The following is a 23402-nucleotide window of genomic DNA, read 5'->3' as shown; positions in this document are numbered from 1 at the left end:
TCAGGTGGCAGGTCGGCTACGCAGCTCCTGCTGTAAAGCTTCCAGGGTATCCCAGTCGCCGGCATCCGCCAGAGCTGCCTGCTCCGGCCAAGTCAGCGTATGCTGTGCGCGCAGTCCGCGTCCCGCCTGCTCCAGCATGGCCTGAAGCTCGGCGGCGGGCGTAGCGGCGAGGGTCGGCAGATCGCGGACACCCGCTTCGTGCAGTACCTGACTTACTTGGGCATCGATACCGCTGACGACGGTTAGATCCTTTGCATCCACACTGCGCGTCCGGTGGCTGGCGGGCTGAGGTGCATCTGCTTCCGCGAGTCTTCTCGCCTGTCCGATCCAGTCCTCTTCCCGCATAATCTCGGCCACGTAACCGATGTGGGCGGCGTAGTCGTCCAGGTCGTCGTCGCTCCAATCCGCAATTTGCTCGAAGCGGTAGATGCCCGCCTCGTTTAACTGTTCCTGGTTGAAGGGACCGATGGTATTAATGTGCGTAAGATCGTCGCGGTGACCAGCATCTTCCCCGGAGGGGGCTCCGATTCGTACCCGATGTCGGGGTTTACCCAGATTGATTTGCTCTTCCTCATTGGTGGCAGGTGCGGCAAGGCGATCTTCCAGGATGGCCAGGCGGCGTTCCAGTGCCGCCAGCCGATCGTCGGCCCGCTCCTGTCCCTCCCCGTCGGTAACGATGAGGGATGCTCCATTTCCCCGCAGTAGCTGTTCGTTCCGGGTTTTCAAGCCAATGACCTGATCGTTGAGATCCTCTATCGTCGTGGCGTAACTTTGATTCGTGGCCCCGAGCTGTTCGTTGGTGGCCTGCATGCGTTGCGATTCGGCGTTGATCTTTTCGAGATTGCCCCGCATTTCCCGGAGTTGCACGAGCACCTCATCTTTCTCGGTGGTAATTTTGACCAGTTGGCGAGCCAGTGTTTTTTGCTCCTCATCGCCAGCCGATAGTTTCTGTTGCAGCTCCGCCTTTTCCCGCTCCGCGGCCGTCAGTTTGCGCAGCGCCTTCTTGGTTTTCCCCCGTTGGAGCAGGTAACCCAGGAGAAGCCCCACCGTAAATAACAGCAGCCCGATGATGGCCAGTAGGAGCAGGTAGTTGGTCGGCTGCGTGGTCAGCCAGTAAACGAAATCTTGGTAAAGGGACATACCGGAGGCTTGGGTGCCTGGGTAAGATACGCGTGGGAGGGGAGTTGCGGGGTGCGGGGTGCGGGTTAGAACGGGATGTCGTCGTCCGTATTCATCTTACTCGGTAATGTACCGCCGCCGTAGGGCTGTTGGGGTTGACCGCCGGTGATGGCATTGGAGGGCAGCAAGTCAAAATCCGGGTCGTCGAGATCGCTGAAGCGGGCAAAGTCGCTGTCGAAGCGTAGACGAATATCGCGGGCTTCACCGTGACGGTTTTTCCCTACGATGATCTCCGCTACCCCGACGAGGCTGTTTCCCTGTTCGTCCTCGGTGATTTTATAATATTCCGGGCGGTATAGGAACATGACCATGTCGGCGTCTTGTTCAATACTTCCGCTTTCGCGTAAGTCACTGAGCTGCGGGCGCTTATCCCCGCCCCGCGTCTCTACGGCCCGGCTTAGCTGGGACAGGGCTATAACGGGAACCTCCAGTTCCTTGGCCAGGCCCTTCAGCGACCGGCTGATGGCGGATACTTCTTGTTCCCGGTTACCACCCTTATTTCCTTCCCCACTGCCGGACATCAGCTGCAGGTAGTCGATGATGACCATGCTGATCCCTTTTTCGAGCTTGAGGCGACGACACTTGGCGCGCAGTTCGAAAACGTTGATGCCCGGGGTATCGTCGATGTAGATTGGGGCCTCACCGATGTGGTTCATGGCGTTGACTAGCCGCGACCATTCGTCTTCGGTGAACTTTCCGTTCCGCATCTTCTGTCCGTTCACCTCCGCGTCCTGGCTGAAGATCCGGCCGGCCAACTGGGCGGCGCTCATCTCCAGGCTGAATACGGCTACTCCGTGTCCGTACTCCGCGGCCGCGTTGCGGGCCATCGAAAGCACGAAACTCGTCTTACCCATGGCGGGGCGGGCGGCAACAATGATGAGGTCAGACGGCTGCAGGCCGGAGGTGAGTCGGTCGAGTTCGGTGAAGCCCGTAGGGATACCGGTAAGGCCGTCCTCTTTCTCCCGCAGCATCGTCAGCTGATCGAGCAACTGGTTGGCCAGGGTGCCCATATCGGCTACCTGCTTACCCATGTTCCGCTCGGTGATCTCGAATACGAAATTGCCAGCCTTGTCGAGTAGGTCGAGCACGTCCGTACTGTCTTCGTAGGCGTCCTTGATGATCTCGGTACTGGTGCGGATCAGCTCCCGCTGGATAAACTTCTCGGTTACGATCCGGGCGTGGTACTCGATGTTGGCCGAGCTGGTCACCTTGCTCGTGAGCTGGGCCAGGTAGGCCGCTCCGCCTACGACCTCCAGTTCCTCGTTCTTCCGCAGATCCTCCACCACCATGAGCAGGTCGATCGGCTGGCTGCGCTCGAAAAGCCGGCGCATGCTGCGGTAAATGGCCTGGTGGGCGGGTTTGTAAAAGGACTCGGACGAGATGATGTCGAGAACCTTCGTCATGGCCTCCTTTTCAATCAGGATGGCGGACAGAATGGCCTCTTCCAGGTCCGGTGCCTGGGGCGGCAGCTTGCTATACGCCGGCAGGTTCGCCTCGTCCAGCCGGGAGCGGTTGCTGTAGGCGGTAGCGACATAGCCGTTACCATTGCCATTGTTCCTGCGGTCGTATTTTTTATCCTTAGCCATTGTAGATCAAAGGTAGTCCGTTTTTCTAACAAATTGTTGTTGAAAAGGCTGTGGAGAAAAAGATATAGTTGTGGAAAACGTCGCGGTTATACACAGGGGGGGGTAGGGTATAGCGAATAGGCAGTCGGCGGACAACTCCCGTTCATCGCACGACGGCCTGCTATCCCGTCCGCTAATTTTATACCCTACCCGCTATCCCTTGTCCCTAACCCCCTACCCCGGATGGAGAAGCCAGCCGACTACTTACTACCATACGTTCCCATCTCCACCCCGCTCACGTCCATCATCTCGAAGGGCTCCCATTCGGCCTCCTCCGTAAGGGCTTTGCGGTAGGCGACGTGCACCCGGTGGATTTCGGTATTCATCTGCCGGCAGGTATCCACCATAAGCTTGTTGTGTCCCCGTATGGTGGCCATATCCACGTAGCGGTAGGTACGGCTGGTGTGGCGGTCGCCGCTCTGGAACATGGCATCGACCATCAGGGGGTACACTCCCTGGCGCTGGTATTCCTGGGCGATGCCGAAGGCAATCCCCTTACAGTTGCGGGGTTGCTTCTGAAACTTGAGGCGGTACAAAAATTTAGGTAAGCCGAGCCAGTTCAGTTTCCCGTTGACGCCGCCGAGGAAGCAGTTAATATCCGGAATCAAGCCGGCCAGTCCGATGGGTCTTCCTTCCTTATTGTACGCGATGCAGGTCAGGTGCGGATCCATGATGGGCTTCATCTGCTGGAAGGTGGGGTAGATATCGTCGCCCGTCAGCGGCTTGAAGTAGGGCCAGTGGTTGAAGGCGGCGTTGTAGGCCTCGGCAAAATCCTCCGCTCCTTTTCGCAGGTTATTCGCTTGGATTTGCTCGGTGTATAGCCCGTAGCGCTCCCGGACCCGGGCCGCCAGTTTACCCAAACGCTCACCGGGAAATTCCGCTACGACGCCCCGCATCGTCAGGCACTGTTCGTGGGGTTGGTAGCCGTGGCTTTCGAAAAAGGATTGATAATAGGGCGGGTTATATGTCTCCTGGTAGATCGGGCGGTACCAACCCCGCACCAGCAGTCCCCAAAACTTGTCGCGCTCCCCGAAATTGATGGGTCCGTCAACCGCCTGCATGCCTCGCTCCCGGAGGTAATCTTCGGCGGCGGTGAAAAGAAGACCGGCCACCTCGGCGTCGTCGATACTTTCAAAAAAGCCAATGCCCCCCGCCGGAAGGCTGAGTTGTTCGTTGCGGCCTTCGTCGATAAAGGCGGCAATCCGGCCAACCGGTTGCTTACCCCGGTAAGCCACCCACCGCCGGAGATTGCCACTCCGGTAGGCCCCATTCTTGCTGCTGAGTATATCCTCAATGTCCCCCCGCAGGGGATAGACGTACTGGGGGTTACCGGCGTATACGGTATCCAGTACCTGGTGCCAGTCTTTCCATTCCTCGGTCGCTTGTATCCGGTAATCGCCCATGCGGGCAAAGGTAGCAACTCCCTAGCGCTGCACGCCCGATAGCAGGATATCGTCTATTGCCTCGTCTCCCTCCTGGTGCAGGACCGATATGTCCCCCGTCGTCTCCAGGACCACCGCCATGACCTGACTCATTCGGATCACGTTCGCCTCCCGCAGTTTAGCAATCAGGTCAGATTCGCTGACGTTCGTTTGCTTCAGGTTATCGTACAAAATGGTCGACCCGTCCATCAGCAGGATCGGACTGTTTTCGGCCAGGTTTTCGAAAGCGTCGCTCTTCAGTTTGATGGATGTGTACACCTGCTTGAAGACAAGGATCGTCGCCAGCGCCACGGCGGCCTTCATGATGGAGGTATCGGTACCCATGATCACGCTCGCCAGTATCGAGCCGATGGCGATGGTGGCCGCGAAATCAAAACTGGACATTTTCGCGAAGGTCCGCAACCCCGTAATGCGGGCGTAGACGACAATGATGATAAAAACAGCGATAGCCGTAGCGGCCGTTTTCAACAAGACGTCCCAGGGTGCGGTAAGCCAGTTTTCCATTTTTCCTTTACCAGACTAAGCAGCGAATCCGGGGGGATGTTCGGGTCAGCGGCCGGTCCACGCGGTATAGCCGCCATCGAGGTTATACACCCGCTCGAAGCCGGCCTCCGTCATCATCTCGCAGGCCTGGTTGCTGCGCCCGCCGGCGGCGCAGTACACGAGGTAGGTCGGCTCCTTATACAGCTCGGCGAGCTTGCTGGCAAAGTCCGGATCGCGGAAGTCCAGTTCCACCGCACCGTCGATAACGCCTTCGGCGGTTTCCCGTGGCGTACGCACGTCCAGCAGGACCACGTTTTCGTCGTCCATCATCTTCGCGAATTCCTCGGGCGTGAGTTGCCCGTACGTGTCGGCAGAGACCGCCGGTGTGTCGGCGTCGGGAGCGGTGGTACCCGGTTCAGCAGTTTGCCCGCAGGCAAACAGACTGGCGCACAGGAGGAAGGCAAGTAAAAATTTCATTCGGAATAGGCATTGATACCCCCGTCGAGGTGGATTAGATTTTTAAGTCCCGCGTTCTTCATCAGGGTGCAGGCCCGAACGCTCCGGCGGCCGCTGCGGCAATAAACCAGGTAAGTTTCCTCGGGATCCAGTTGGTCCATCTGCTCCAGGAAATTTGGCCCCAAGTAATTCATATTGCGGGCGCCTTCCAGGTGGTAGTCGGCAAATTCATCTTCGCTGCGTACGTCCAGCAGCGTGCCCTTTTTTGCGGCGGAGCGCAGGTAATCGAATTCTTCCGGACCGACGTTTTTCAGTTCTTGTTTCAATAACTGCCAGCGAGGTATGGGGCACGAGGGAGGTGATTCTTGCACGGGGGCTTATTTTGGTCCGGAGGTATAAAGATAACCGATGAGAACAGTCATGGGCTTAGCCACGGTAGCATTCTTTTGGTGGGCGGCTTGCGGATCCGTGCGCGACAACGACCGTATTACCCTGGATGCGCTGGAGGAGGAGCTAACCATCCGAATCGACGGCCGGCCGGTACTGAGCTATGCCCTCGCGCCACAGCTCCCCCATTACCGCTTCCCGGATAGCCTGCCCGCCTACTATACCCGCAGCGGATTCATTCATCCGGTATACAGTCCCGACGGCCTGCTCGTAACCGATGATTTTCCGGTAGGCCATACGCACCAGCACGGCATCTTTACCGCCTGGACGAGCACGACCTTCCGCGGCGAGCACCTCGACTTCTGGAATCAGCACCAGGGTACGGGCACGGCCCGCCACGTCGAACTCCTCGAAACCTACGCCGCCGACGGCATTGCCGGGTTCCGGGCCCGCCTCGAGCAAGTGAGTCTTAAATACGGAGCGGTCCTGAGCGAAGACTGGCGCGTCCGGGTATACGACAATGCCGCACCCTACGTGTGGGACCTCCGCAGCGAACAGACAAACGTGACCGACGACACCCTCTACCTGGATAAGTACACCTACGGCGGGCTGGGCATGCGCGGCAGTGCCGAATGGAACGGTTCCGACACGACCGCTTATTCCGGAGAGGCCCGCTTTCTCACCAGTGCGGGCATGCACCGCGAAAACGGGAACCATACCCGTCCCGAATGGACCGCCATTTTCGGTGAACTGTCTTCAAAGGACGGCGGGGGAGTCGCGGGGGTAGCGGTCTTTCCCCACCCGGATAATTTCCGCGCTCCCCAGTTCGTGCGCCTCCATCCCGACATGCCCTACCTGTCAGTGACACCCGTGGTGGAGGAGGGTTTTGCCATTGCTCCCGGTGAAACCTACGTCTCCCGCTACCGTTTCGTGATCTTCGACGGCGAGCCGGAGCCCGGGCAGTTGGCGTCCTATACATGGGCCGAATACCCCGTCCGTTAGACCCATGCTTGTGAATGGGGTGTTAAATTACCGGACGGACGCTCTACCTGCGCTCCGCCGCACCGAAATTGGACACCATGCACAGCCACGTAATCAGGCGGGTCATCGTTCTCGGCGTTGTTGCCATAGCGGGCATCGTGGGTATGCAGACGTACTGGGTGGCCACTACCTGGGACCTGAACGATACCGAATTTAGTCAGAAGGCGCAGCTGGCGCTCTACGGCGTGGCCCGTCAGCTGGCGGCGGAGAACAATGCCGACCTGCCCAAGCGCGACATCGTGCGCCAACGGAGCAGCAACTACTTCATCGTCAATACCGAAAGCGAGATCAACGCCCAGCGGCTGGAATACCTTATGCAGCAGGAACTGCAACGGCTCAACCTGGACATCGACTTCGAGTATGCCATTTTCAACTGCGCGACCAACGAAATGGCCTACGGCGGCTACTGCTACGCCGAGGTTGACCTACAGCCGGGGGCGCTGCCACGGACCGATCGGGCGCTGCCCCCCGACGATGACCTGCTGTACTATTTCGGGATCAAATTCCCCACGCGCACCGGCTACATCTGGCAGAAAATGCAGTTGGTGGTGTTTCTGTCGGCCATTCTCCTCCTGACCGTCGCCTTCTTTGCTTACTCCTTAGTGGTCATCCTTCGTCAGCGCCGCCTGGCCCACATGCAGAAGGAGTTTATCGACAATATGACCCACGAATTCAAGACACCGCTATCGACCATTCGGGTGGCGGCCACGGTGCTGGCGCGTGATGGAAAGGTAGCCGGCGATCCCCGGCTGAGTCGTTACGCCCAGTTGATCTACACCCAGTACGAGCGGCTGAACGGCCAGATAGAAAAAGTGCTTCAGATCGCGCGTACCGAAAAGGGAAGCTTCGAAATCAAACAGGAACGGGTAGACCTGCAGAGCGTACTGCCCCCCCTGCTGGCCAGTGCCCGGGCGCGGGTGGAAGAGCAGCACGGCCACCTCACCTGGCAATTACCCGAACGCCCCCTTCCCCTGCTGGCCGATCCGCTTCACCTGACTAACATCCTTTACAACCTGCTGGACAATGCCATCAAGTACGGCGGTCCGGACCCGCGCATAGCGGTCATCGGGCGGGTGGCGAACGAACACCTTCACCTGGCGATTAGCGACAGTGGACCGGGCATTGCCCCGGAACACCAGGACAAGCTTTTCGATAAGTTCTACCGGGTTCCCACCGGGGATGTACACGACGTAAAGGGGTTCGGGCTGGGGTTGTACTACGTTCACCAGATATGCCGCGCCCACCGCTGGGATATCCGGGTGGAGAGTAAGGTCGGCCGGGGCACGACCCTGCACCTCCGGCTTCCCCTGGCCCCCTCCACCAAAGCCGTTCCCGCGTGAGCAAAGCCCGTTTACTGTACGTGGAAGACGATGAGGGGCTGGGCTTCGTGACCCGGGATAACCTCGAGATCAACGGCTTCGAGGTCGTGCACCTGGAAACCGGGCGGGAAGCACTGGAAGTGATCGAGGCGGGAGACCTTCCGTACGATCTCTGCATTCTGGACGTGATGCTGCCCGGTGTCGACGGCTTTACCCTGGCCAGGCGTATCCGGGAACAAGATCAGGATATACCCATCCTCTTCCTGAGCGCGAAAAGCCTGGAGCAGGATCGACTCACGGGACTGCGTCTCGGTGCCGATGACTACATCACCAAGCCGTTTAGTATTGAGGAACTGCTCTTACGCGTGGACGTATTCCTGCGGCGCAACCGGGTAAGGCCCGCCGCCACCGCCTTTGACCCCAGGCAAATCGGGCGGTACCGTTTCGACGCGGAGCAACTCCAACTGACCGATAAAAAGACCGACTCGTCGCGGCGCCTGACGCGGCGGGAAGCCGAACTACTCCAGTTGCTGAGTAGCCGGCGGGAGGAGGTGCTCGAGCGAAGTGAAATACTGGAGCGGATCTGGGGAGAGAACGACTACTTTCTTGGTCGCAGCCTTGACGTTTTCGTCAGTCGCCTACGCAAGTATCTCCGCGAAGACGAACGCATCAAAATCGAGAACATACACGGGGTGGGCTTTTCGCTGACGGTGGCCGATTAGCTACGGTACCACATCAGGATACCGCCGAATACCGTAATCAGTACCAGCAGTACGGTGGCCATCCGGATACTCCGGCGCAGATTGTTGCCAAAGTCCCGTATGGCCTGGGCATATTCTGGATAGGCCGGCACGATCTCCTCTTCCATGCGCTTTTCGCTCATGATCTGCCCGGCCGTAAACTCGACCCTCCCCCGGATCAGCAGGCGGTACGCCCGTAGCACCTTTGCACGAAAATAAAGGTTAACAAAGAGCATCGCCAGAAACAGGACGATAACGATGGTGATCAGGAGGACGAACATGGCATAAACACAAGATAAACGGTGAGAAGTTGATCACCTTAACACTGTTTCGACGGCCATAGGCGCGCGAAAAACACAACATTATCGTTTATAACATTGTAGATTTGAGGATCGCTATTGCGCACCGCCCTCCCAACTTTCTGACCAAACTCACCGGGTCCCGATCATATGTCGGTAGCCGATGAACCCCTTTTTACCACACCTGAATGTTCACTAGATTCCTCACGCTGCTGGTTATACTCGGATCGGCATCCGTTATGTGGGCGCAGTCTAGCCCTACGGAGTTGCAAGTCGACCCCGATTACAGCGTGGATCGCCTCGTCCGGGAGGTGTTTGCCACCGACCGTTGCGAGACCATTTTCAACGTTCGCCAGATCGGTAATAACTCCGACGGGATCGGCTACTTCAGCGCGCCCGATGACGTAGTCGGCTTTAAGCGCGGGATCGTGATTTCCAGTGGCCGGGTACGCGACGCGGTAGGGCCCAACCGGCGTACCGATACCGGGTCGGAGATTGGCGGCCCCACCCCGGATCCCGACCTGGATATTGTTTCCCGCGGGCGGGTACACGACCGTACCGGCATGGAATTTGACTTCATCCCCCTCACTCCTGAGGTGACCTTCCGCTACGTCTTCGCTTCCGAGGAATATTGTGAGTTTGTCGGGAACAACTTCAATGATATTTTCGGCTTCTTCATCAGCGGACCGGGCTTTGACGGCCCCTTCGCCAATGGCGCCATAAACGCCGCGTTGATCCCCGGCACGAAGCAGCCCGTGACAATCAACACCGTCAACTACAAGACCAACAAGGAGTATTACCTGGATAACCAGACGCCGGAAATCCTGGACGCGCTCAACTGCGGGGGCGGATCTGACACCGGCCCACGCCACGAAAAGATCGAATACGACGGGCAGACGGTGATCCTGACCGCTACCTTCAAGGTCGTTCCCTGTGAAACCTACCACATCCGCATCGTCGTGGCCGACGTGAACGACGCCAGGCTGGATTCCGCCGTTTTCCTGGAGGCGGGCAGCTTCGACCTGGGTGCCAGTGTCAGTCTCGAATCCAAAGATCAAAAGGAGTCAAAAGAAGAGGATGCTCCCATCATCGCCTACGAAGGTTGCCGGCCAGCCGTGATGCGGGTGGTTCGCGGTCCCGACAGTAATCTGGAAACGGACCATACCATCGCCTACCGAGTGGCTGATGAGAGCGTGGCCAAGGAAGGAACTGATTTTTCCGCCTTTACGGGTACGGTTACCATTCCGGCCGGCGAAACCTTTACGGAAGTTCCCATTCAGGCCTTCGCCGACGACGAGATCGAAGGGGAGGAGGAAGCTTATATCCTACTGGATGCTCCCTGCGCCTGCTTCACGGATAGCGTACGCATAATCATCCGGGAACCCGAACCGATTAGCGCGGCACTAAGTGATCCCTTCCTCTATTGCCCCAGTGAAAACGGCATCCTGACAGCCAACATCCAGGGTGGCGTACCGCCCTTTACCTACCGGTGGAGTATCGGTAGCGACGCCGCCGAGCCCAGGTTCAGCGGTACCTTGCCGGACGAGATCAGCCTGCAGGTAACCGATGCTTGCGGCCATTCGCTCACCAGTACCGCGCGTACGCAACCGGCCGAGCCACCCGTTCTTCATTTTCCCGATCAGGATCTATCGGCTTGCTGGGGGGATGAGCTTTCCATGCGGTACGACCTGACCGGCAGCGGCCCATTCAACATATACTATCGCCTGGACGGCGGCCCCACTCAACTCGTCACGCTGGAGGATAATCAATCCGGCACCTGGACCGTAAATCGGGGGGGCACTTACAACATCGTCCGCATCGAGGATCAGGCGTGTGCCGCGGATGTAAACGAACTGGCCCGGATCAACTTCTACCGCCCGGTACTGGATGCGACGACCGAAGATCCCACCTGTAGCGGAGGTACGAACGGATCGATCAGCGTCAACCACCTTAAAACCGCCGCACCGTACACCTACCGCATCGACGGGCAACTAGTGGCTTCGTCCACTACGGATAACCTGGCGGCTGGAACCTACATGGTCCAGGTCACCGATGCGCTTGGCTGCGAAGACACCGCCTCGGTCACGCTTACGACCCCCGAGCCCCTACAACCGGTAACAATCAACTGCAATCAGCTGCGACGGCTGCCCTTTGAAACCTCCGCCGAGGGGGGCATACCCCCGTATAGCTACAGCGTGAGCGGACGGGACTTCGTCAGCGATATCTGGCCGACCCTGGTACCGGGCAATTTCTACAATCTTATCATCCGGGACGCGGCGGGGTGCGAACTCCCCCAGCCTAACTTCTTCTTTCCCCAGGCGGCCCCACGGGCGGTGAGTCTACCCAATTTTATCCCGCAACGCGTGGGGGAGAGCGTGCAGATCGAACTGGATCACCGGGTACCCCTCAACCAGATCTACTCCTACCGCTGGGAGCCGGCCGAACTCTTCGACTGCCCTACGTGCGCCGAGCCTACACTGACCTCACCCTTCACGCAGGACATTGACCTGACCATCGAAGATGTATACGGGTGCGTAGACAGCCTGACCACCTACGTCGCCGTCGACGGCCGGGCCCCGCTTTACATCCCGACTGCCTTCAGTCCGAACGGTGACGGAAACAACGATTACATCTCGGTTTTCGCGAATGCCGACCTGGTCGATCGGGTGCTCAGCTTCCGCGTCTTCACGCGTTGGGGAGAACAGGTCTACGGTGATGCCGATTTCGCGCCAAACAATGCCCAGCGCGGTTGGAACGGCTATATTGGCGGGCGACCGGCACACGTGGGCACCTACGTTTGGTCGGTTGAGATCCTGCTCTACAACGGGGAAATACAGGAGGAAACCGGAACGGTTATGCTAACGGGGCACTAAGGTATTCGAGCTCCGCCCGGACCTGCCTTCTTAAATAGCGACGGGCAACTTCGTTCAGCTTATCGACCGTCAGGGAAAGGTACTTTTCCATCTCCGTATTGATGAGGGCGGGATCGCCCAGCAGGGCGTAGAAAACCAACTCGTTGGCCCGATTGCTGATATTGGCTTCCCGGTAGTGATTGCGCTGCTCGAGGCGGTGGACCACCTTGTCCAGTTCTTCCTGGCTGATGCCCTTATCGATCATCTCATCGATGGCGGCGTAGAGGGCGGCCCGGGCGGTGTCGTAGTCCACGTCCTCGCTGGGGCGGGCCTCCACGATGATGCCGCCGGCCTCCAGGTTGTCGTTGATGCCGGCACTCACTTCGGCAAAGTACTCCGTATCGCGCACCAGACGCCGGTACAGCAGGGACGACCGCCCCCCACCCAGCAGAAAGCTCAGGGTGTCGGTGGCGGGAAAGTCTTCGTGCAGCCGGTCAACGGTGCGGAAATGCAGGTAGATAACCGGGCTGGGTACATCGCCCGCAACCTGCAGGTGACGAAAGTCTTCCTGCGGCGGTTCGGGCTGGATCACCGGCCGCGGCATGCGCAGATCGGAGGGGGGAATGTCGCCAAAGTAATCGGCGATGGTATCGCGAATGGTTTGCGGATCGAAGTTTCCCGCGATGCAGAGAATTGCATTGTCCGGTCGGTAATAGCGATAATAGAATTCCTTGACTTCCTCCAGGGTGGCCTCCCGGATGTGCTCGATATCCTGCCCGATGACCGGCCAGCGGTAGGGATGCTCGCGGTAGATCAGGCCATTGAAGTGGTGGTACAGATCGCCGTAGGGCTGCTCAAGGCAGGTTTCTCGAAATTCTTCAATCACTACCCGCTTTTCGTTCTCCAGGATTCGCTTGCTGAAACGAAGTTTACGCATCCGGTCGCTCTCCAGCCACAGGGCGGTAGCGACATTTTCGGCGGGCAGGGTTTCGTAGTACAGGGTATAGTCGCTGCTGGTGACGGCGTTGTTTTCTCCGCCCGCCAGCTGCAGGGCGTCGTCGAAGTTAGGGACGTTCTCGGAGCCGGCGAACATCAGGTGCTCGAAGAGGTGAGCGAAGCCCGTCCGGTGGGACGGATCGTTGCGACTCCCTACCTTGTAGAGGACATTCACGGTCGCTACCGTGCGCTGGGCGTCGTGGTGCAATAACACGGTGAGGCCATTGGGCAGGGTGTAGCTTTCAAAGTCAATCATACGCCAAAAAGAAACCCCGCCGCATCCGTATAGTTGCCATGACGATTCCCCAGACTTTTTTCGGCTCGGTCCTGCTGTTGATGCTGTACGCCTGCGGGCAATCCATTGCCAAGTCGAGGACATCTCCCCTGGACTACGCCGAACTCAGCCGCAACGACGGTTGGCTGCTGCGCGTGCACGGTGACGGTAGCGGAAGCCTCACCCACCGGCAGTATCCGCACCATCATCTCGACTATCCCCTGCAGACTTTCGATTTGTCGATACTTCGCCCGGTTGCCCAGGCTTGCCAGCCCGGTTCGGATACCGCCAGTTGCTACAATCTGACCTACTACCGTTCTGCCGCAGACCGGACCCGCTCCTGCTCCTGTGCCTCCTCCGCCCCCCTGGACGAGGCGATGAACACCGCCATTGCCAATATGCAATTGACGGTAGACGACCCCGGCAGCGAGCGGTCCTGCCGGATGCTGCGGCGGGTGTGGCTGGCGGCAAGGTGACGGCTCACCATTCGATACCAAACTCTTTTTTCAACTCCTGAATCCGGCGGTACGGAAGGTAAGTGGCCGTTTTAAACGAGCGGATACCGTTCACCAACTCCCGAAAGACGACGCGATGACGGTAGAGATCATCCAGTAGCCGTACGTAAGCCTGCTGTCGGACGGCAAAATGGACGCGGTGATACTTCTCCTCCGATCTGAAGTAGCAGGTAACGTAGCGGCTTTGGTTCGAAGAGTACGCCTCCGGGCCACCGGGCACCAGCGTTTGGTAGTCCAGTTGGAAGGTGAGCAGGTCAGCGTAGGCAATGACCGTTTTCGCCTTCCTATCCGTATCCAAAACGATCTTGTCCTCGGTAAAGCGAATGCGTTTATGGCTTCCCCCGCCCAGGCTTTCGCCCGTCAGCGATTGGCGGCTGAGCGCGTAAAGCAGATCGTGGAAGGGGTTGACGTAAGCATCACCGCGTAAGAAAGCCCACCAGCGAACCTCGAGGAGTGGGTTGCGGACCGGGACCGAGCGAAAGAGGTTTGCCCGATCAATCTGTGGAAATGAATGGTCCATGCTGCTAATTACGGGCAGATCCAGCTAAGCCGGGTCTGATGGCGAAGGCAAGTATTTCCTGTTTCCGAAATCACGTCTACCTGCGCTCCGCCGCCCAAATTAGCGACTGGGTGCCTACGGATGCCGTACCCAATTAATTCAACCGCCAGAAATACGGGGTAAACAGCACCAGAACGGTAAAGAGCTCCAGGCGCCCGATGATCATGACAAAGCAGAGGACCAGTTTCACCGGGGCGGAAAGCCAGGAAAAATTATCTACCGGACCCACCTCGCCGATGCCGGGGCCTACGTTGCTGAGGCTGGTGGCCATGGCCCCGATCGCGGTTAGAAAATCCAGGCCGAGGACGCTGAGAATGACCGATCCGAAGACGAACAGGATCAGGTAAAGCAGTAGAAAATTGAAGATGTGGGTAATGATGCGGCCCGGCACGATCTGCCCGTTCAGGCGTAGGGGGATAATGGCCTGGGGGTGGACGATGCGCCGAAATTCCAGGTAGCTGTTCTTGAGGAACACCAGGTTGCGGATGATCTTGATGCCCCCGGAAGTTGATCCCGCGCAGGCCCCCAGGAAAAGCAGGATAAAGCAGATCATGGTCAGGCTCGGCGCCCAGCTGGTATAATCGGCCGTAACGAAGCCGGTGGTCGTCACCAGGCTGACCACCTGGAAGATGCTTTCCCGGAAGCTTTGCTCCAGCGGATTGCCGGTGATGTACCAGACCCGGGCGGTAAAGAAGAGCGAGACGACGATAACCAGGCTAATGTAGGCCTTCAGTTCGTCGCTCTGCCAAACTTCCGACCAACGCATCTTCAGACTCAAGTACAGCACGGTATAGTTTACGCCCGCCAGGAACATGAAGACCGTCATCAGGTACTGAATGCGGGGGGGGAAGACCGCGGCGCTGTTGTTGTACACGCTAAACCCACCGGTGGCCATGGTGGTCAGGGAGTGGTTGATCGAATCGTAGGCCGACAGGCCGAATACGTACATCAGCACGCCGAGCAGCACGGTAAGCCCCACGTAAATGAACCACAGGCGCTTGGCGGTTTCGCTGATGCGCGGATGTAATTTGTCGGAGGTGGGCCCGGGAGCTTCGGCCGCGAACAGTTCGATGCCGCCAATGCCCAGCAGCGGGAAGATGGCGACGGTAAGGACGATGATGCCCATACCACCGATCCACTGCGTCAGGCTGCGCCAGTAGAGCAGTCCGCGGGGCTGGATCTCGATATCGCTGAGCGTGGATGCCCCGGTCGTTGTCATACCCGATACCGTCTCGAAGAGCGCATCGGCGACGTTGGGGAGCATGCCGCTGTACAGGTAGGGTAGCATACCGAAGGACACCATGGCGGTCCAGCTGAGCGCTACGATGAGGTAGCCCTCCCGCTTGCGGATGGTCATATCGCTGGCCTGCGGTAAGGAACCCCGTGGTGCTCGCGGTACGAGAAAGAGCAAGCCGGCCGAGCCGATGGTCGTCAGGCCCGCGTACAGTAGCGGAAGCACGCTCTCGTTGAAATAGTAGCTGAAGGGAATACCGGTGAGCATCAGCACCCCGATGATCAGCAACAGGACGCTAATGACCCGTGCGATGGGGCGAAAATTGATCAGGCGGCGGTTATTCATCGATCAGCGGAACAATTCTTCGAGGCGGCGTATGGCCTGCGGCTTGGCAAATACGATGACCCGATCGTGCAGCTGCAGCTGGGAAGAACCGTTGGGTATGATCGTCTCCTCCCCCCGGATCACCCCGCCGATGAGGGCGGTGTCGGGGAAGTGCAGGTCTCGCAGGGGCTTCTTGGTAAGCTGATTGCTCTTCTTGATGATGAATTCGATCACCTCCGCGTCCACGCCCTGTAGACTCGTGATGGCCTCCACGTTCCCCTTACGCACGTAGCGGAAGATGTCGTTGGCGGCCAGGAGTTTCTTATTGATGAGCGTATCCACGCCGATATTCTGGCTGATGTGGACGTACTCTTTATTCTCCACCTGCGCGATGGTCTTGTACACCCCGTGGTTGTGGGCGGTAAGGCAGGCGATGATGTTGGTCTCGCTATTCTCGGTCAGGGCCATGAAGGCGTCCATCCGGGAGAGGCCCTCCTCCTCCAGCAGGTCGAAGTTGGTATAGTCACCCTTTACGACCAGGACGTTGTCCAGCATCTCGGTGATGTATTGGCAGCGAGGTTTGTCCTTCTCCACGATCGTGACCTGGTAGTGCTTCTGCAGGCGGCGGGCGGTGGCGATGGCCAGGTCCGTACCGCCCATGATCATGGCATTGGTCACCTTGACGTGATCCTTGCCGACGAACTTCTCCACCATTTTCGTGTGCTCCGGTCGGGTGATGAAGTAGATGTGGTCGTTGCGTCGCAGTTCGGTGTGGCCGCGGGGGATGAGCGTCTGGTGGCCGCGTAGAATGGCGATGAGCTGCAGCTGATTGCGGTCATTCAACCCGTCGATCTCCGCTAACTTCTTGCCGACCAGCGGGGAGTTGCTGTCGAGCGTGATGCCGACGAGGGATAGTTTTCCATCCTCGAATTCGTAGATATCGGTGAAGGAACACTTGTTGACCAGTCGCTCAATCTCGATCGCGGCCAATTGGCGGGGACTGATCAACTGGTCGATGCCCAGCGAGCATACGGTTTCCTGATTATCGGTCTCGAGGTATTCCTCATTGTCGACCCGGGCAATGACGCGGCCGGCTCCGAGTTTTTTCGACAGGATGGCCGCCATCATATTCGTCTGCTCGCTCGTCGTGACGGCCAGCATCAGGTCGGCATTGCGTACGCGGGCGCTTTCGAGGGTGACCAGGCTGGTGGCGTCACCGCGTACGGTGAGTACGTCCAGGTGGGATCCCGCGTAATCGAGCACGTCCTGGTCGTTATCGATCAGGGTGATGTTTTGATTTTCAGTAACGAGTAGTTCGGCCAGGTGAAAACCAACATCGCCGGCACCGGCAATTACTATATTCATCGTAAGCTAGCTAAAGGTAAAGCCGGTGCAAAGTTCGTGATTCGCAGGCATATTTCGGGCGACCCCGACAACTATCGGCCGGGCGGATGCTCCTACTGCACGGCGGCTGGCTTGTCCTGATTTAACCGGTACACCAGATTAAGCACCACCTGCCGGGATTGCCGCCACTGAAAGTCGGAGACGGATTCGTAGTCGGGCTGATTAATGATGGTCCGCTCGATGCGGGTATTAAACAGGTCGCGACCACTTAAAGTTAGCGTTCCTTTTCCCCGGAAAACGTCCAGGGAAGCCCCTACGTCCAGGGCATAGGTGGATAGCTGTCGGCCCTGGGGCGTATTCTGGGGAGCATTGTAATTGAAGGTTACCTGGCCCTGGAGGCGGTCGGTCAGGTCGAGAACGGAGGCGCCCCGCCCGCTCCAGGACGTAATATCGTAAGCATAGCTGGTTTCCTGGTAGGCGCCTTCGACTTCTGCCGTGTAGAAGTTGACGTCCGAGGTAAACTTCCACCAGTCGGTGAGGTCGTAATTGAAATTGAGTTCTACGCCGTAAGCGTTGCGGTTGCCGAGGTTGACGGGATAGCGGATCGTGGTACCATCGTCAGCGGGTAAAACCAGGCGTTCAATGACGCCCGTCGTGTAGCGGTAGTAAACACTCGCCAGGAAAGAGCCTTCCGGCAGGTAGCGGAGCAGCCCGGCCTCGTAGGAATCCGTGTATTCCGGCCGGAGGGTCGGGTTACCGACCGAGTTGTTCCGGGGGTTATTAAAGTTGGAGAAGGGGAGCAAAAGGCGGAAGTAGGGCCGGCTCAGGCGGCGGCTGTAGCTCAGCTGTACCTGATTGACCTCGCTGAGTTGGTAGGAGAGAGAAGCGCTGGGGAAGAGATTGAAGTAGTTCTGCTCGTTGGTCGTTTCGGCGCGCAGGAGCGTGGCCGTGACATCCGACAGTTCTCCCCGCAGGCCGGCCTGAATGCCTAAACGACCAAACTCGGCACTACCGATTAAGTAGGCCGCGGCAATGTTTTCGTTGTACTCCAGTTCATCGTCGAAATCGCTTACGATCAAGTAATTCCCCGCATCGTCCGCCTCCTCAACCTGGTAGGCATTCTTGACGGTGCGGAAGGTCGTCCGCACGCCTCCCTCCACTTTCAGCGAATCGTTGAAGGGATGGATGTAGTCGCTCTGTAAAAGGAGGTTCGTTTCGTACTCGGTATTGCTGGCGCGCTGGAGGAGGGGCTCGTTTCGGTCTGTAGCCGACTGGGTAATGTCGGAGAGTTCCAGGTCGTCATCCAGGATGTACTGGGCGTCCACGGTCCAGACGTGTTCATCATTGTCGGGAAAGGTGCGCTTGTAGGCCAGGGAGGATTCGAGGTTCTGATTACCGGATTCCTCCTCCGTATCCCGGATGGTGGTGGCGATCGGGTTGCGGACCTCATCGAAGTCGCGGTAGGTGACCGTGGCGTAGTTGTTGTCTTCGGAACGCCGGTAAAGGAGCGAGCCGGTGAGTTGATTATGGTCGTTGATGAACCAGTCCGTTCCTAACTGGAAGTTTCCGCCGATGCCGCCGCGGTCCTGGTCGGTTTCGCTTTCGTAGCTGGCCAGGAGGCTGCCGTCGTCGTCGAAAAATCGCTGTTCGTTGCTGCCGCCGCCGGGGGAGCGCTGGTAGGCGATGCCGAAATTGGAGAAGAGGTTAAACTGATTTCGCCGAAAGTTGAGGCTGTAGCTGGCCCCGAAATTTTCGGGGTATCCCAGCGTGGCGCCAAAGGAGCCGTTGATGCCCCGCTGCTGGTTTTTCTTCAGGATGATGTTGATGATGCCGGCCTCCCCTTCCGCCTCGTAGCGTGCGGAGGGATTGGTGATCACCTCCACGCTTTCGATAATATCGCCCTGCATACGCCGCAACGCGTCGAGGTCGCCCGAGCTGAGCATGGCGGAGGGTTTGCCGTCCACCAGAATGCGGACGCCGTTGCTTCCCCGTAGACTGACGTTGCCTTCCGGGTCGACGTTGACGGAGGGAACATTATTGAGAATATCGGCGGCGTTGTTGCCGGCACCGGTGAGATCTTTGCCTACGTTGAAGACCCGCTTGTCCAGCTTCATTACCATCTGGCTGCGCTCGGTGGTTACTTCTACGGTTTCGAGCGCGACGCCACTCTGTCCCATACGCAGCGTACCCAGGTCGATTGCCTCATCCGCCGCGTTGATAGCTGGGACGGTCAGGTCGTCGTAACCCAGGAACTCGATAACCAGATAGTACGCCCCCGGCTCGACGTTGAGCGAGAAAGTGCCGTCGTTGGCGGTGGTCGCGTTGGCGGCCATGGTACTGTCGGACTGCCGGTAGGCAACGGCGGTAGCGAACCCCAGCGGCTGCTCGTCGGCATCCTGGACCAGCGTTCCGCTGACCGGAACGGCCTGGGCCGTTAGTAAAATGGGCAGGAGAAATAGGGCAGCGAGGAAAAGTCGGGGCATATGGGTGATTTGTGTTGTAACGCAAACAGCGTTAGAAGGTTAGCAATAATATTGCGCTGCTATATTCCTGCGCTCCCTGCGCGGTGGCGAACAAAAAACACCGGCCTGCCTTACCCGTAGACCACGATGGAGAAAAAAACCAAGATTCTCAACGACCCCGTTTACGGCTTCGTCGGCATCCCCTACGGTATTCTGTTCGACCTGGTCGAGCACCCTTATTTTCAGCGCCTTCGCAACATCAAGCAGGTAAGCCTGACGCACTACGTGTACCCCGGTGCCTTGCATACCCGCTTCCACCACGCGATCGGCGCACTTCACCTCATGCAGCAGGCCGTCGATAGCCTGCGGGCGAAGGGGGTGGCCATCAGCGAGCAGGAAGCCGAGGCGGTGATGATCGCCATCCTGCTGCACGATATCGGCCACGGCCCTTTTTCCCATACCCTGGAGCATACCCTGATCGGCGTCAACCACGAGACGCTGAGCCTGCTGTTTATGCAGCGGCTCAACGATGAGTTCCAGGGAAAGCTGAGCCTGGCCATCGAGGTGTTTACGGGGCGCTACCCCAAACCCTTTCTCCACCAGCTCGTCAGCGGCCAGCTCGACATGGACCGCCTGGACTACCTCAACCGCGACAGCTACTTCACCGGCGTGGCCGAGGGCGTGATCGGCTACGACCGCATCATCAAAATGCTGAACGTAGTGGAGGGACGCCTGGTGGTCGAGCAAAAGGGCATCTACAGCGTGGAACGCTTCCTCACCAGCCGGCGCATCATGTACTGGCAAGTGTACCTCCACAAGACCGTGGTGGCCGCCGAGCAGATGCTTCGCCTCACGCTGCAACGGGCACGGAAGCTGTCGGAAATGGGGCAGCCGCCCTGGGCGCCGCCGGCCCTGGAGTACTTCCTCATCCACCGCGTGGGGAGCGAGGATTTTCTTTCCTCCCGCAATCAGCTACTCGACTGCTTTGCCGCCCTCGACGACACCGACATCAGCGCCGCGGTCAAGACCTGGCAGCACCACCCGGACGCACTGCTGTCTTACCTCAGCTACGGGCTCGTCAATCGCCGCCTGTTCCGCCTCGAGTTCAGCAACGACCCCTTCGATCCGGCGTACGTCGACGAATTGCGCGAAGCCATCCGTACCGATACCCGCCTGCCGCGCGACGCGGCCGCCCACCTCGTCATCCAGGGGCAGGAAACGAATAGCGCCTACACCCTCACCAAGGAAGAGATCATGGTGTGGACGAAGTACGGCGAGGTCGTCCCGATGTCCACCATCAGCGACTTCGCGATCGCGCCGCGGTCGTATACCAAGTTCTTCCTTTGTTATCCGAAGGAGATTGCGGTATAGGGGTGGGTGAGTGGTTGGAGGGCTTTCATTCTACTCCCCCCGCTGATCCGCCACGATCCGGTCCATCAGGTTGAAGCCTTCCCCCAGGCGGGCGACGGTTTCTTCCCGACCGACGGCTTCCAGGATCGCGAAAGCATCCGGCCCCTTGACCGTACCGCTCACGGCCAGGCGCAGAATGGGAAGCACGGCGCCGAAGCCCAGCCCCTTCTCCTCCATGAACGCCACGGTTTCTTCCTTGATCCGGGGGGCCTGCCAGTCCTTGACGGATGCCAGACGCGTACGGAGATCCTCGAAGGCGGGACGCTGTTCGGGCTTCCACTTTTTGCGCGCGGTCTTTTCATCGTTGATGCCGACACGCGCCACGAAGTAAACGCCCTGCTCGAAGAATTCCGGCAGGGTATGCACCCGTTCCTTGAGCAGCCCGGCAATGGTGACGGACATCTCCTCGCTGATCGGGTGACCGTTCTCGGCGTATACGTGGGCAATGCGCGGCCCCAGCTTCGCATCGGGGGTGTTGATGAGGTACTGCTGATTATACCAGCGAGCCTTTTCAAAGTCGTACTGGGCGCCCGATTTATTGATGCGGTCCAGTCCGAAGGCATCGATCAATTCCTGCCGGCTGAATATTTCCTGCTCGGTGCCGGGGTTCCAGCCGAGAAAGGCTAGGAAATTGAGCATCGCCTCGGGCAGGAAGCCGGCCTCCCGGAATCCGGACAGATAATCGTCGTCCCCTTCCTCGCCCCAGTCGAGCGGGAATACCGGAAAGCCCAGTTGCTGTCCGTCCCGTTTGCTCAGTTTGCCCTTGCCGGTCGGCTTGAGCAACAGCGGCAGGTGGGCAAATTCCGGCATCGTTTTTTCCCAACCGAAGGCCCGGTACAGCAGCACGTGCAGCGCGGTACTCGGCAACCATTCCTCACCCCGGATGACGTGGGTGATCTTCATGAGGTGGTCGTCCACCACGTTGGCCAGGTGGTAGGTTGGCAGGCCGTCGGCCTTTACCAGGACTTTATCGTCGACTTCCTCGCTGCGGTAAGCCACATCGCCGCGTACCCGGTCCTTGATGTGGACCATCTGCCCCGGCTCCACGCGCAGGCGGACGACGTAGGGGGTGTTCCCTTCCAGCAGCCGGTCCGTTTCCTCGCGGCCCAGACTGAGGCTGTTGCGCATGTCGCCGCGGGTGGTAGCATCATAGCGGAAGCTGTGGTTGCCGGCGGCCTTTTCCGCTTCCCGCCGCTGATCCAGTTCCTCCTCGGTATCGAAGGCGTAATAGGCCTGCCCCGAGTCGAGTAAATGCTGGGTGTACTTACGATATATCTCGCGGCGCTCGCTCTGTCGGTATGGCCCGTACTCACCACCGATACCGGGTCCCTCGTCGGGCGTAATGCCGGCCCAGCGAAGGGCATTGATGACGTATTCCTCCGCCCCCTCTACGTAGCGTTTCTGGTCGGTGTCTTCGATGCGTAGTACGAAAACGCCGCCCTGGCTGCGGGCGAATAGATAGTTATAGAGTGCCGTACGGATGCCGCCAATATGTTGGGCACCGGTGGGAGAAGGAGCGAATCGGACACGAACGTTTTGCATACATTGTAATTAAGCGGACAGCAGATTGGAAAATTTTATTAGGAAAGCAGCAATACTTGCCGCTATAACGTTTTAAAAGCAACCGTCAACGGGTGCTGTTCCGGATTTTCGGCAAAGGTAGTTATCTACGGCCTGGTTCGCACCGAACCCTCGATCCCCTCCCCCGTTGATTGGTCTTTAACCCTGGTTTTCTGACACGCCATACACAACACAAGTTATTTTCCTCTCAAGATTCCGCACAACCATGTACCTCATTAAGACACCCAGGGTAATTCAGAAACTCTTCCCCAACTTCCACTGGCGGGTGGAAGCGGCGAGTGAAAAGCCTACGATTTACCTCACCTTCGACGATGGCCCGATCCCCCACCTGACCCCCTGGGTCCTGGAGCAACTCGAGCGATTCGATGCCAAAGCCACCTTCTTCTGCGTCGGTAACAACGCTCGCCGTTACGCGGACGTAATGCGCCAGGTAATTGCCGCCGGCCACACCATCGGCAACCACACGACCCATCACCTCGACGGTTGGAAAACGGACAACGTGCCCTACTTCCACGATATCCGCCACTCCGCCGTCCAGTTAAAGACCTCCCTCTTCCGTCCCCCTTACGGGCGGCTGAAGCCAAGTCAGGCCCAATTCCTACAACGCCACTACGAGATCGTTATGTGGGACGTGCTGAGCGGTGATTTCGATCCGGAGCTGACCCCCGACGACTGCTTCGACAACGTCGTCGAGAACGCCCGCCCGGGTAGCATCGTCGTACTGCACGACAGCCTCAAGGCCGAAGACAAATTGCGGAACATTCTGCCTCGCCTGCTTCAGCACTACACCGACCTGGGCTATGCCTTCGATCGGCTCACCCCGGAGCTGCTCACCAAACGGTCGCCACTGGCCAAACCCCAGTTGAAAACCGCCTGATAG

Annotated in this window: 20 protein-coding genes; 7 read left to right on the top strand and 13 right to left on the bottom strand. The window is 58.7% G+C overall.

Annotated features, from left to right (window positions below):
• From DRW39_RS19520 to DRW39_RS19495, 6 genes are all read right to left on the bottom strand, one after another.
• On the bottom strand, positions 1-1140 hold the full coding sequence (locus tag DRW39_RS19520) for a hypothetical protein (protein ID WP_116108770.1): 1140 nt from the start codon (positions 1138-1140) through the stop codon (positions 1-3).
• A gap of 65 nt (positions 1141-1205) precedes the next feature.
• Positions 1206-2765: a replicative DNA helicase gene (dnaB, locus tag DRW39_RS19515; protein ID WP_116108769.1), complete on the bottom strand. Its 1560-nt coding sequence runs from the start codon at positions 2763-2765 to the stop codon at positions 1206-1208.
• Between the two features lie 239 nt (positions 2766-3004).
• Positions 3005-4207 carry a hypothetical protein gene (locus tag DRW39_RS19510; protein ID WP_116108768.1) on the bottom strand — a complete coding sequence of 401 codons (1203 nt, stop codon included), beginning with the start codon at positions 4205-4207 and terminating at the stop codon, positions 3005-3007.
• A 21-nt stretch (positions 4208-4228) separates the two neighbouring features.
• A complete protein-coding gene (locus DRW39_RS19505; protein WP_116108767.1) occupies positions 4229-4750 on the bottom strand; it encodes a DUF421 domain-containing protein in 522 nt (173 codons plus the stop codon).
• Between the two features lie 45 nt (positions 4751-4795).
• Positions 4796-5206 carry a rhodanese-like domain-containing protein gene (locus DRW39_RS19500; protein ID WP_116108766.1) on the bottom strand — a complete coding sequence of 137 codons (411 nt, stop codon included), beginning with the start codon at positions 5204-5206 and terminating at the stop codon, positions 4796-4798.
• Positions 5203-5511 (bottom strand): rhodanese-like domain-containing protein, encoded by a 309-nt coding sequence (locus tag DRW39_RS19495; protein WP_232830201.1) that lies wholly within the window; start codon positions 5509-5511, stop codon positions 5203-5205. The genes DRW39_RS19500 and DRW39_RS19495 overlap by 4 nt, the downstream gene beginning before the upstream one ends.
• Before the next feature lie 82 nt (positions 5512-5593).
• Between DRW39_RS19495 and DRW39_RS19490 the strand changes: the two genes are divergently transcribed.
• The 3 genes from DRW39_RS19490 to DRW39_RS19480 all read left to right on the top strand — a co-directional run bounded on the left by DRW39_RS19490 (position 5594) and on the right by DRW39_RS19480 (position 8654).
• Complete coding sequence (locus tag DRW39_RS19490) at positions 5594-6574, top strand: PmoA family protein (protein WP_116108764.1); 981 nt, start codon at positions 5594-5596, stop codon at positions 6572-6574.
• A gap of 77 nt (positions 6575-6651) precedes the next feature.
• The gene (locus DRW39_RS19485) at positions 6652-7953 is read left to right on the top strand and encodes a sensor histidine kinase (protein WP_116108763.1); all 1302 of its coding nucleotides are present in this window, start codon (positions 6652-6654) and stop codon (positions 7951-7953) included.
• Entirely contained in the window at positions 7950-8654 is a 705-nt protein-coding gene (locus tag DRW39_RS19480; RefSeq protein WP_116108762.1) for a response regulator transcription factor, read from the top strand. The genes DRW39_RS19485 and DRW39_RS19480 overlap by 4 nt, the downstream gene beginning before the upstream one ends.
• Here DRW39_RS19480 and DRW39_RS19475 read toward each other — a convergent pair.
• Entirely contained in the window at positions 8651-8953 is a 303-nt protein-coding gene (locus DRW39_RS19475) for a hypothetical protein (RefSeq protein ID WP_116108761.1), read from the bottom strand. The two genes, DRW39_RS19480 and DRW39_RS19475, sit on opposite strands and share 4 nt — an antisense overlap.
• A 206-nt stretch (positions 8954-9159) precedes the next feature.
• Between DRW39_RS19475 and DRW39_RS19470 the strand changes: the two genes are divergently transcribed.
• Positions 9160-11844, top strand: a complete 2685-nt coding sequence (locus tag DRW39_RS19470; protein WP_116108760.1) for a choice-of-anchor L domain-containing protein — start codon at positions 9160-9162, stop codon at positions 11842-11844.
• Here DRW39_RS19470 and DRW39_RS19465 read toward each other — a convergent pair.
• The gene (locus tag DRW39_RS19465) at positions 11825-13075 is read right to left on the bottom strand and encodes a M16 family metallopeptidase (RefSeq protein WP_198664951.1); all 1251 of its coding nucleotides are present in this window, start codon (positions 13073-13075) and stop codon (positions 11825-11827) included. The genes DRW39_RS19470 and DRW39_RS19465 overlap by 20 nt on opposite strands.
• 38 nt (positions 13076-13113) lie before the next feature.
• Here DRW39_RS19465 and DRW39_RS19460 point away from each other — a divergent pair, with 38 nt between their 5' ends.
• Positions 13114-13569, top strand: a complete 456-nt coding sequence (locus tag DRW39_RS19460; RefSeq protein ID WP_198664950.1) for a hypothetical protein — start codon at positions 13114-13116, stop codon at positions 13567-13569.
• A 4-nt stretch (positions 13570-13573) separates the two neighbouring features.
• Here DRW39_RS19460 and DRW39_RS19455 read toward each other — a convergent pair whose 3' ends face one another.
• The 4 genes from DRW39_RS19455 to DRW39_RS19440 all read right to left on the bottom strand — a co-directional run bounded on the left by DRW39_RS19455 (position 13574) and on the right by DRW39_RS19440 (position 19552).
• The gene (locus DRW39_RS19455) at positions 13574-14128 is read right to left on the bottom strand and encodes a hypothetical protein (RefSeq protein ID WP_116108757.1); all 555 of its coding nucleotides are present in this window, start codon (positions 14126-14128) and stop codon (positions 13574-13576) included.
• A 133-nt stretch (positions 14129-14261) separates the two neighbouring features.
• Positions 14262-15731: a TrkH family potassium uptake protein gene (locus tag DRW39_RS19450; protein ID WP_116108817.1), complete on the bottom strand. Its 1470-nt coding sequence runs from the start codon at positions 15729-15731 to the stop codon at positions 14262-14264.
• An 18-nt stretch (positions 15732-15749) separates the two neighbouring features.
• Positions 15750-17090: a Trk system potassium transporter TrkA gene (gene trkA, locus DRW39_RS19445; RefSeq protein WP_116108756.1), complete on the bottom strand. Its 1341-nt coding sequence runs from the start codon at positions 17088-17090 to the stop codon at positions 15750-15752.
• A 92-nt stretch (positions 17091-17182) separates the two neighbouring features.
• The gene (locus tag DRW39_RS19440; protein WP_116108755.1) at positions 17183-19552 is read right to left on the bottom strand and encodes a TonB-dependent receptor domain-containing protein; all 2370 of its coding nucleotides are present in this window, start codon (positions 19550-19552) and stop codon (positions 17183-17185) included.
• Positions 19553-19678: 126 nt separating this feature from the next.
• On the opposite strand from DRW39_RS19440, the gene DRW39_RS19435 reads away from it, so the two are divergent.
• Entirely contained in the window at positions 19679-20902 is a 1224-nt protein-coding gene (locus DRW39_RS19435) for an HD domain-containing protein (protein ID WP_116108754.1), read from the top strand.
• Between the two features lie 30 nt (positions 20903-20932).
• Here DRW39_RS19435 and gltX read toward each other — a convergent pair whose 3' ends face one another.
• Complete coding sequence (gene gltX, locus DRW39_RS19430; RefSeq protein WP_116108753.1) at positions 20933-22483, bottom strand: glutamate--tRNA ligase; 1551 nt, start codon at positions 22481-22483, stop codon at positions 20933-20935.
• A gap of 244 nt (positions 22484-22727) precedes the next feature.
• Between gltX and DRW39_RS19425 the strand changes: the two genes are divergently transcribed.
• The gene (locus DRW39_RS19425; protein WP_116108752.1) at positions 22728-23399 is read left to right on the top strand and encodes a polysaccharide deacetylase family protein; all 672 of its coding nucleotides are present in this window, start codon (positions 22728-22730) and stop codon (positions 23397-23399) included.
• The last annotated feature ends 3 nt before the right edge of the window (positions 23400-23402 follow it).

The organism is Lewinella sp. IMCC34191, from assembly GCF_003390935.1.
In the GTDB taxonomy this organism is placed as follows: Bacteria; Bacteroidota; Bacteroidia; order Chitinophagales; family Saprospiraceae; genus Neolewinella.
This window is presented reverse-complemented; position numbering and strand designations above follow the sequence as displayed.

Bases quoted from the DNA above. Each gene is read 5' to 3' on its own strand.
- DRW39_RS19520 (WP_116108770.1), bottom strand. From the start codon at position 1,140: ATGTCCCTTTACCAAGATTTCGTTTACTGGCTGACCACGCAGCCGACC.
- dnaB (WP_116108769.1), bottom strand. From the start codon at position 2,765: ATGGCTAAGGATAAAAAATACGACCGCAGGAACAATGGCAATGGTAAC.
- DRW39_RS19510 (WP_116108768.1), bottom strand. From the start codon at position 4,207: ATGGGCGATTACCGGATACAAGCGACCGAGGAATGGAAAGACTGGCAC.
- DRW39_RS19505 (WP_116108767.1), bottom strand. From the start codon at position 4,750: ATGGAAAACTGGCTTACCGCACCCTGGGACGTCTTGTTGAAAACGGCC.
- DRW39_RS19500 (WP_116108766.1), bottom strand. From the start codon at position 5,206: ATGAAATTTTTACTTGCCTTCCTCCTGTGCGCCAGTCTGTTTGCCTGC.
- DRW39_RS19490 (WP_116108764.1), top strand. From the start codon at position 5,594: ATGAGAACAGTCATGGGCTTAGCCACGGTAGCATTCTTTTGGTGGGCG.
- DRW39_RS19485 (WP_116108763.1), top strand. From the start codon at position 6,652: ATGCACAGCCACGTAATCAGGCGGGTCATCGTTCTCGGCGTTGTTGCC.
- DRW39_RS19475 (WP_116108761.1), bottom strand. From the start codon at position 8,953: ATGTTCGTCCTCCTGATCACCATCGTTATCGTCCTGTTTCTGGCGATG.
- DRW39_RS19470 (WP_116108760.1), top strand. From the start codon at position 9,160: ATGTTCACTAGATTCCTCACGCTGCTGGTTATACTCGGATCGGCATCC.
- DRW39_RS19465 (WP_198664951.1), bottom strand. From the start codon at position 13,075: ATGATTGACTTTGAAAGCTACACCCTGCCCAATGGCCTCACCGTGTTA.
- DRW39_RS19460 (WP_198664950.1), top strand. From the start codon at position 13,114: ATGACGATTCCCCAGACTTTTTTCGGCTCGGTCCTGCTGTTGATGCTG.
- DRW39_RS19455 (WP_116108757.1), bottom strand. From the start codon at position 14,128: ATGGACCATTCATTTCCACAGATTGATCGGGCAAACCTCTTTCGCTCG.
- trkA (WP_116108756.1), bottom strand. From the start codon at position 17,090: ATGAATATAGTAATTGCCGGTGCCGGCGATGTTGGTTTTCACCTGGCC.
- DRW39_RS19440 (WP_116108755.1), bottom strand. From the start codon at position 19,552: ATGCCCCGACTTTTCCTCGCTGCCCTATTTCTCCTGCCCATTTTACTA.
- DRW39_RS19435 (WP_116108754.1), top strand. From the start codon at position 19,679: ATGGAGAAAAAAACCAAGATTCTCAACGACCCCGTTTACGGCTTCGTC.
- gltX (WP_116108753.1), bottom strand. From the start codon at position 22,483: ATGCAAAACGTTCGTGTCCGATTCGCTCCTTCTCCCACCGGTGCCCAA.
- DRW39_RS19425 (WP_116108752.1), top strand. From the start codon at position 22,728: ATGTACCTCATTAAGACACCCAGGGTAATTCAGAAACTCTTCCCCAAC.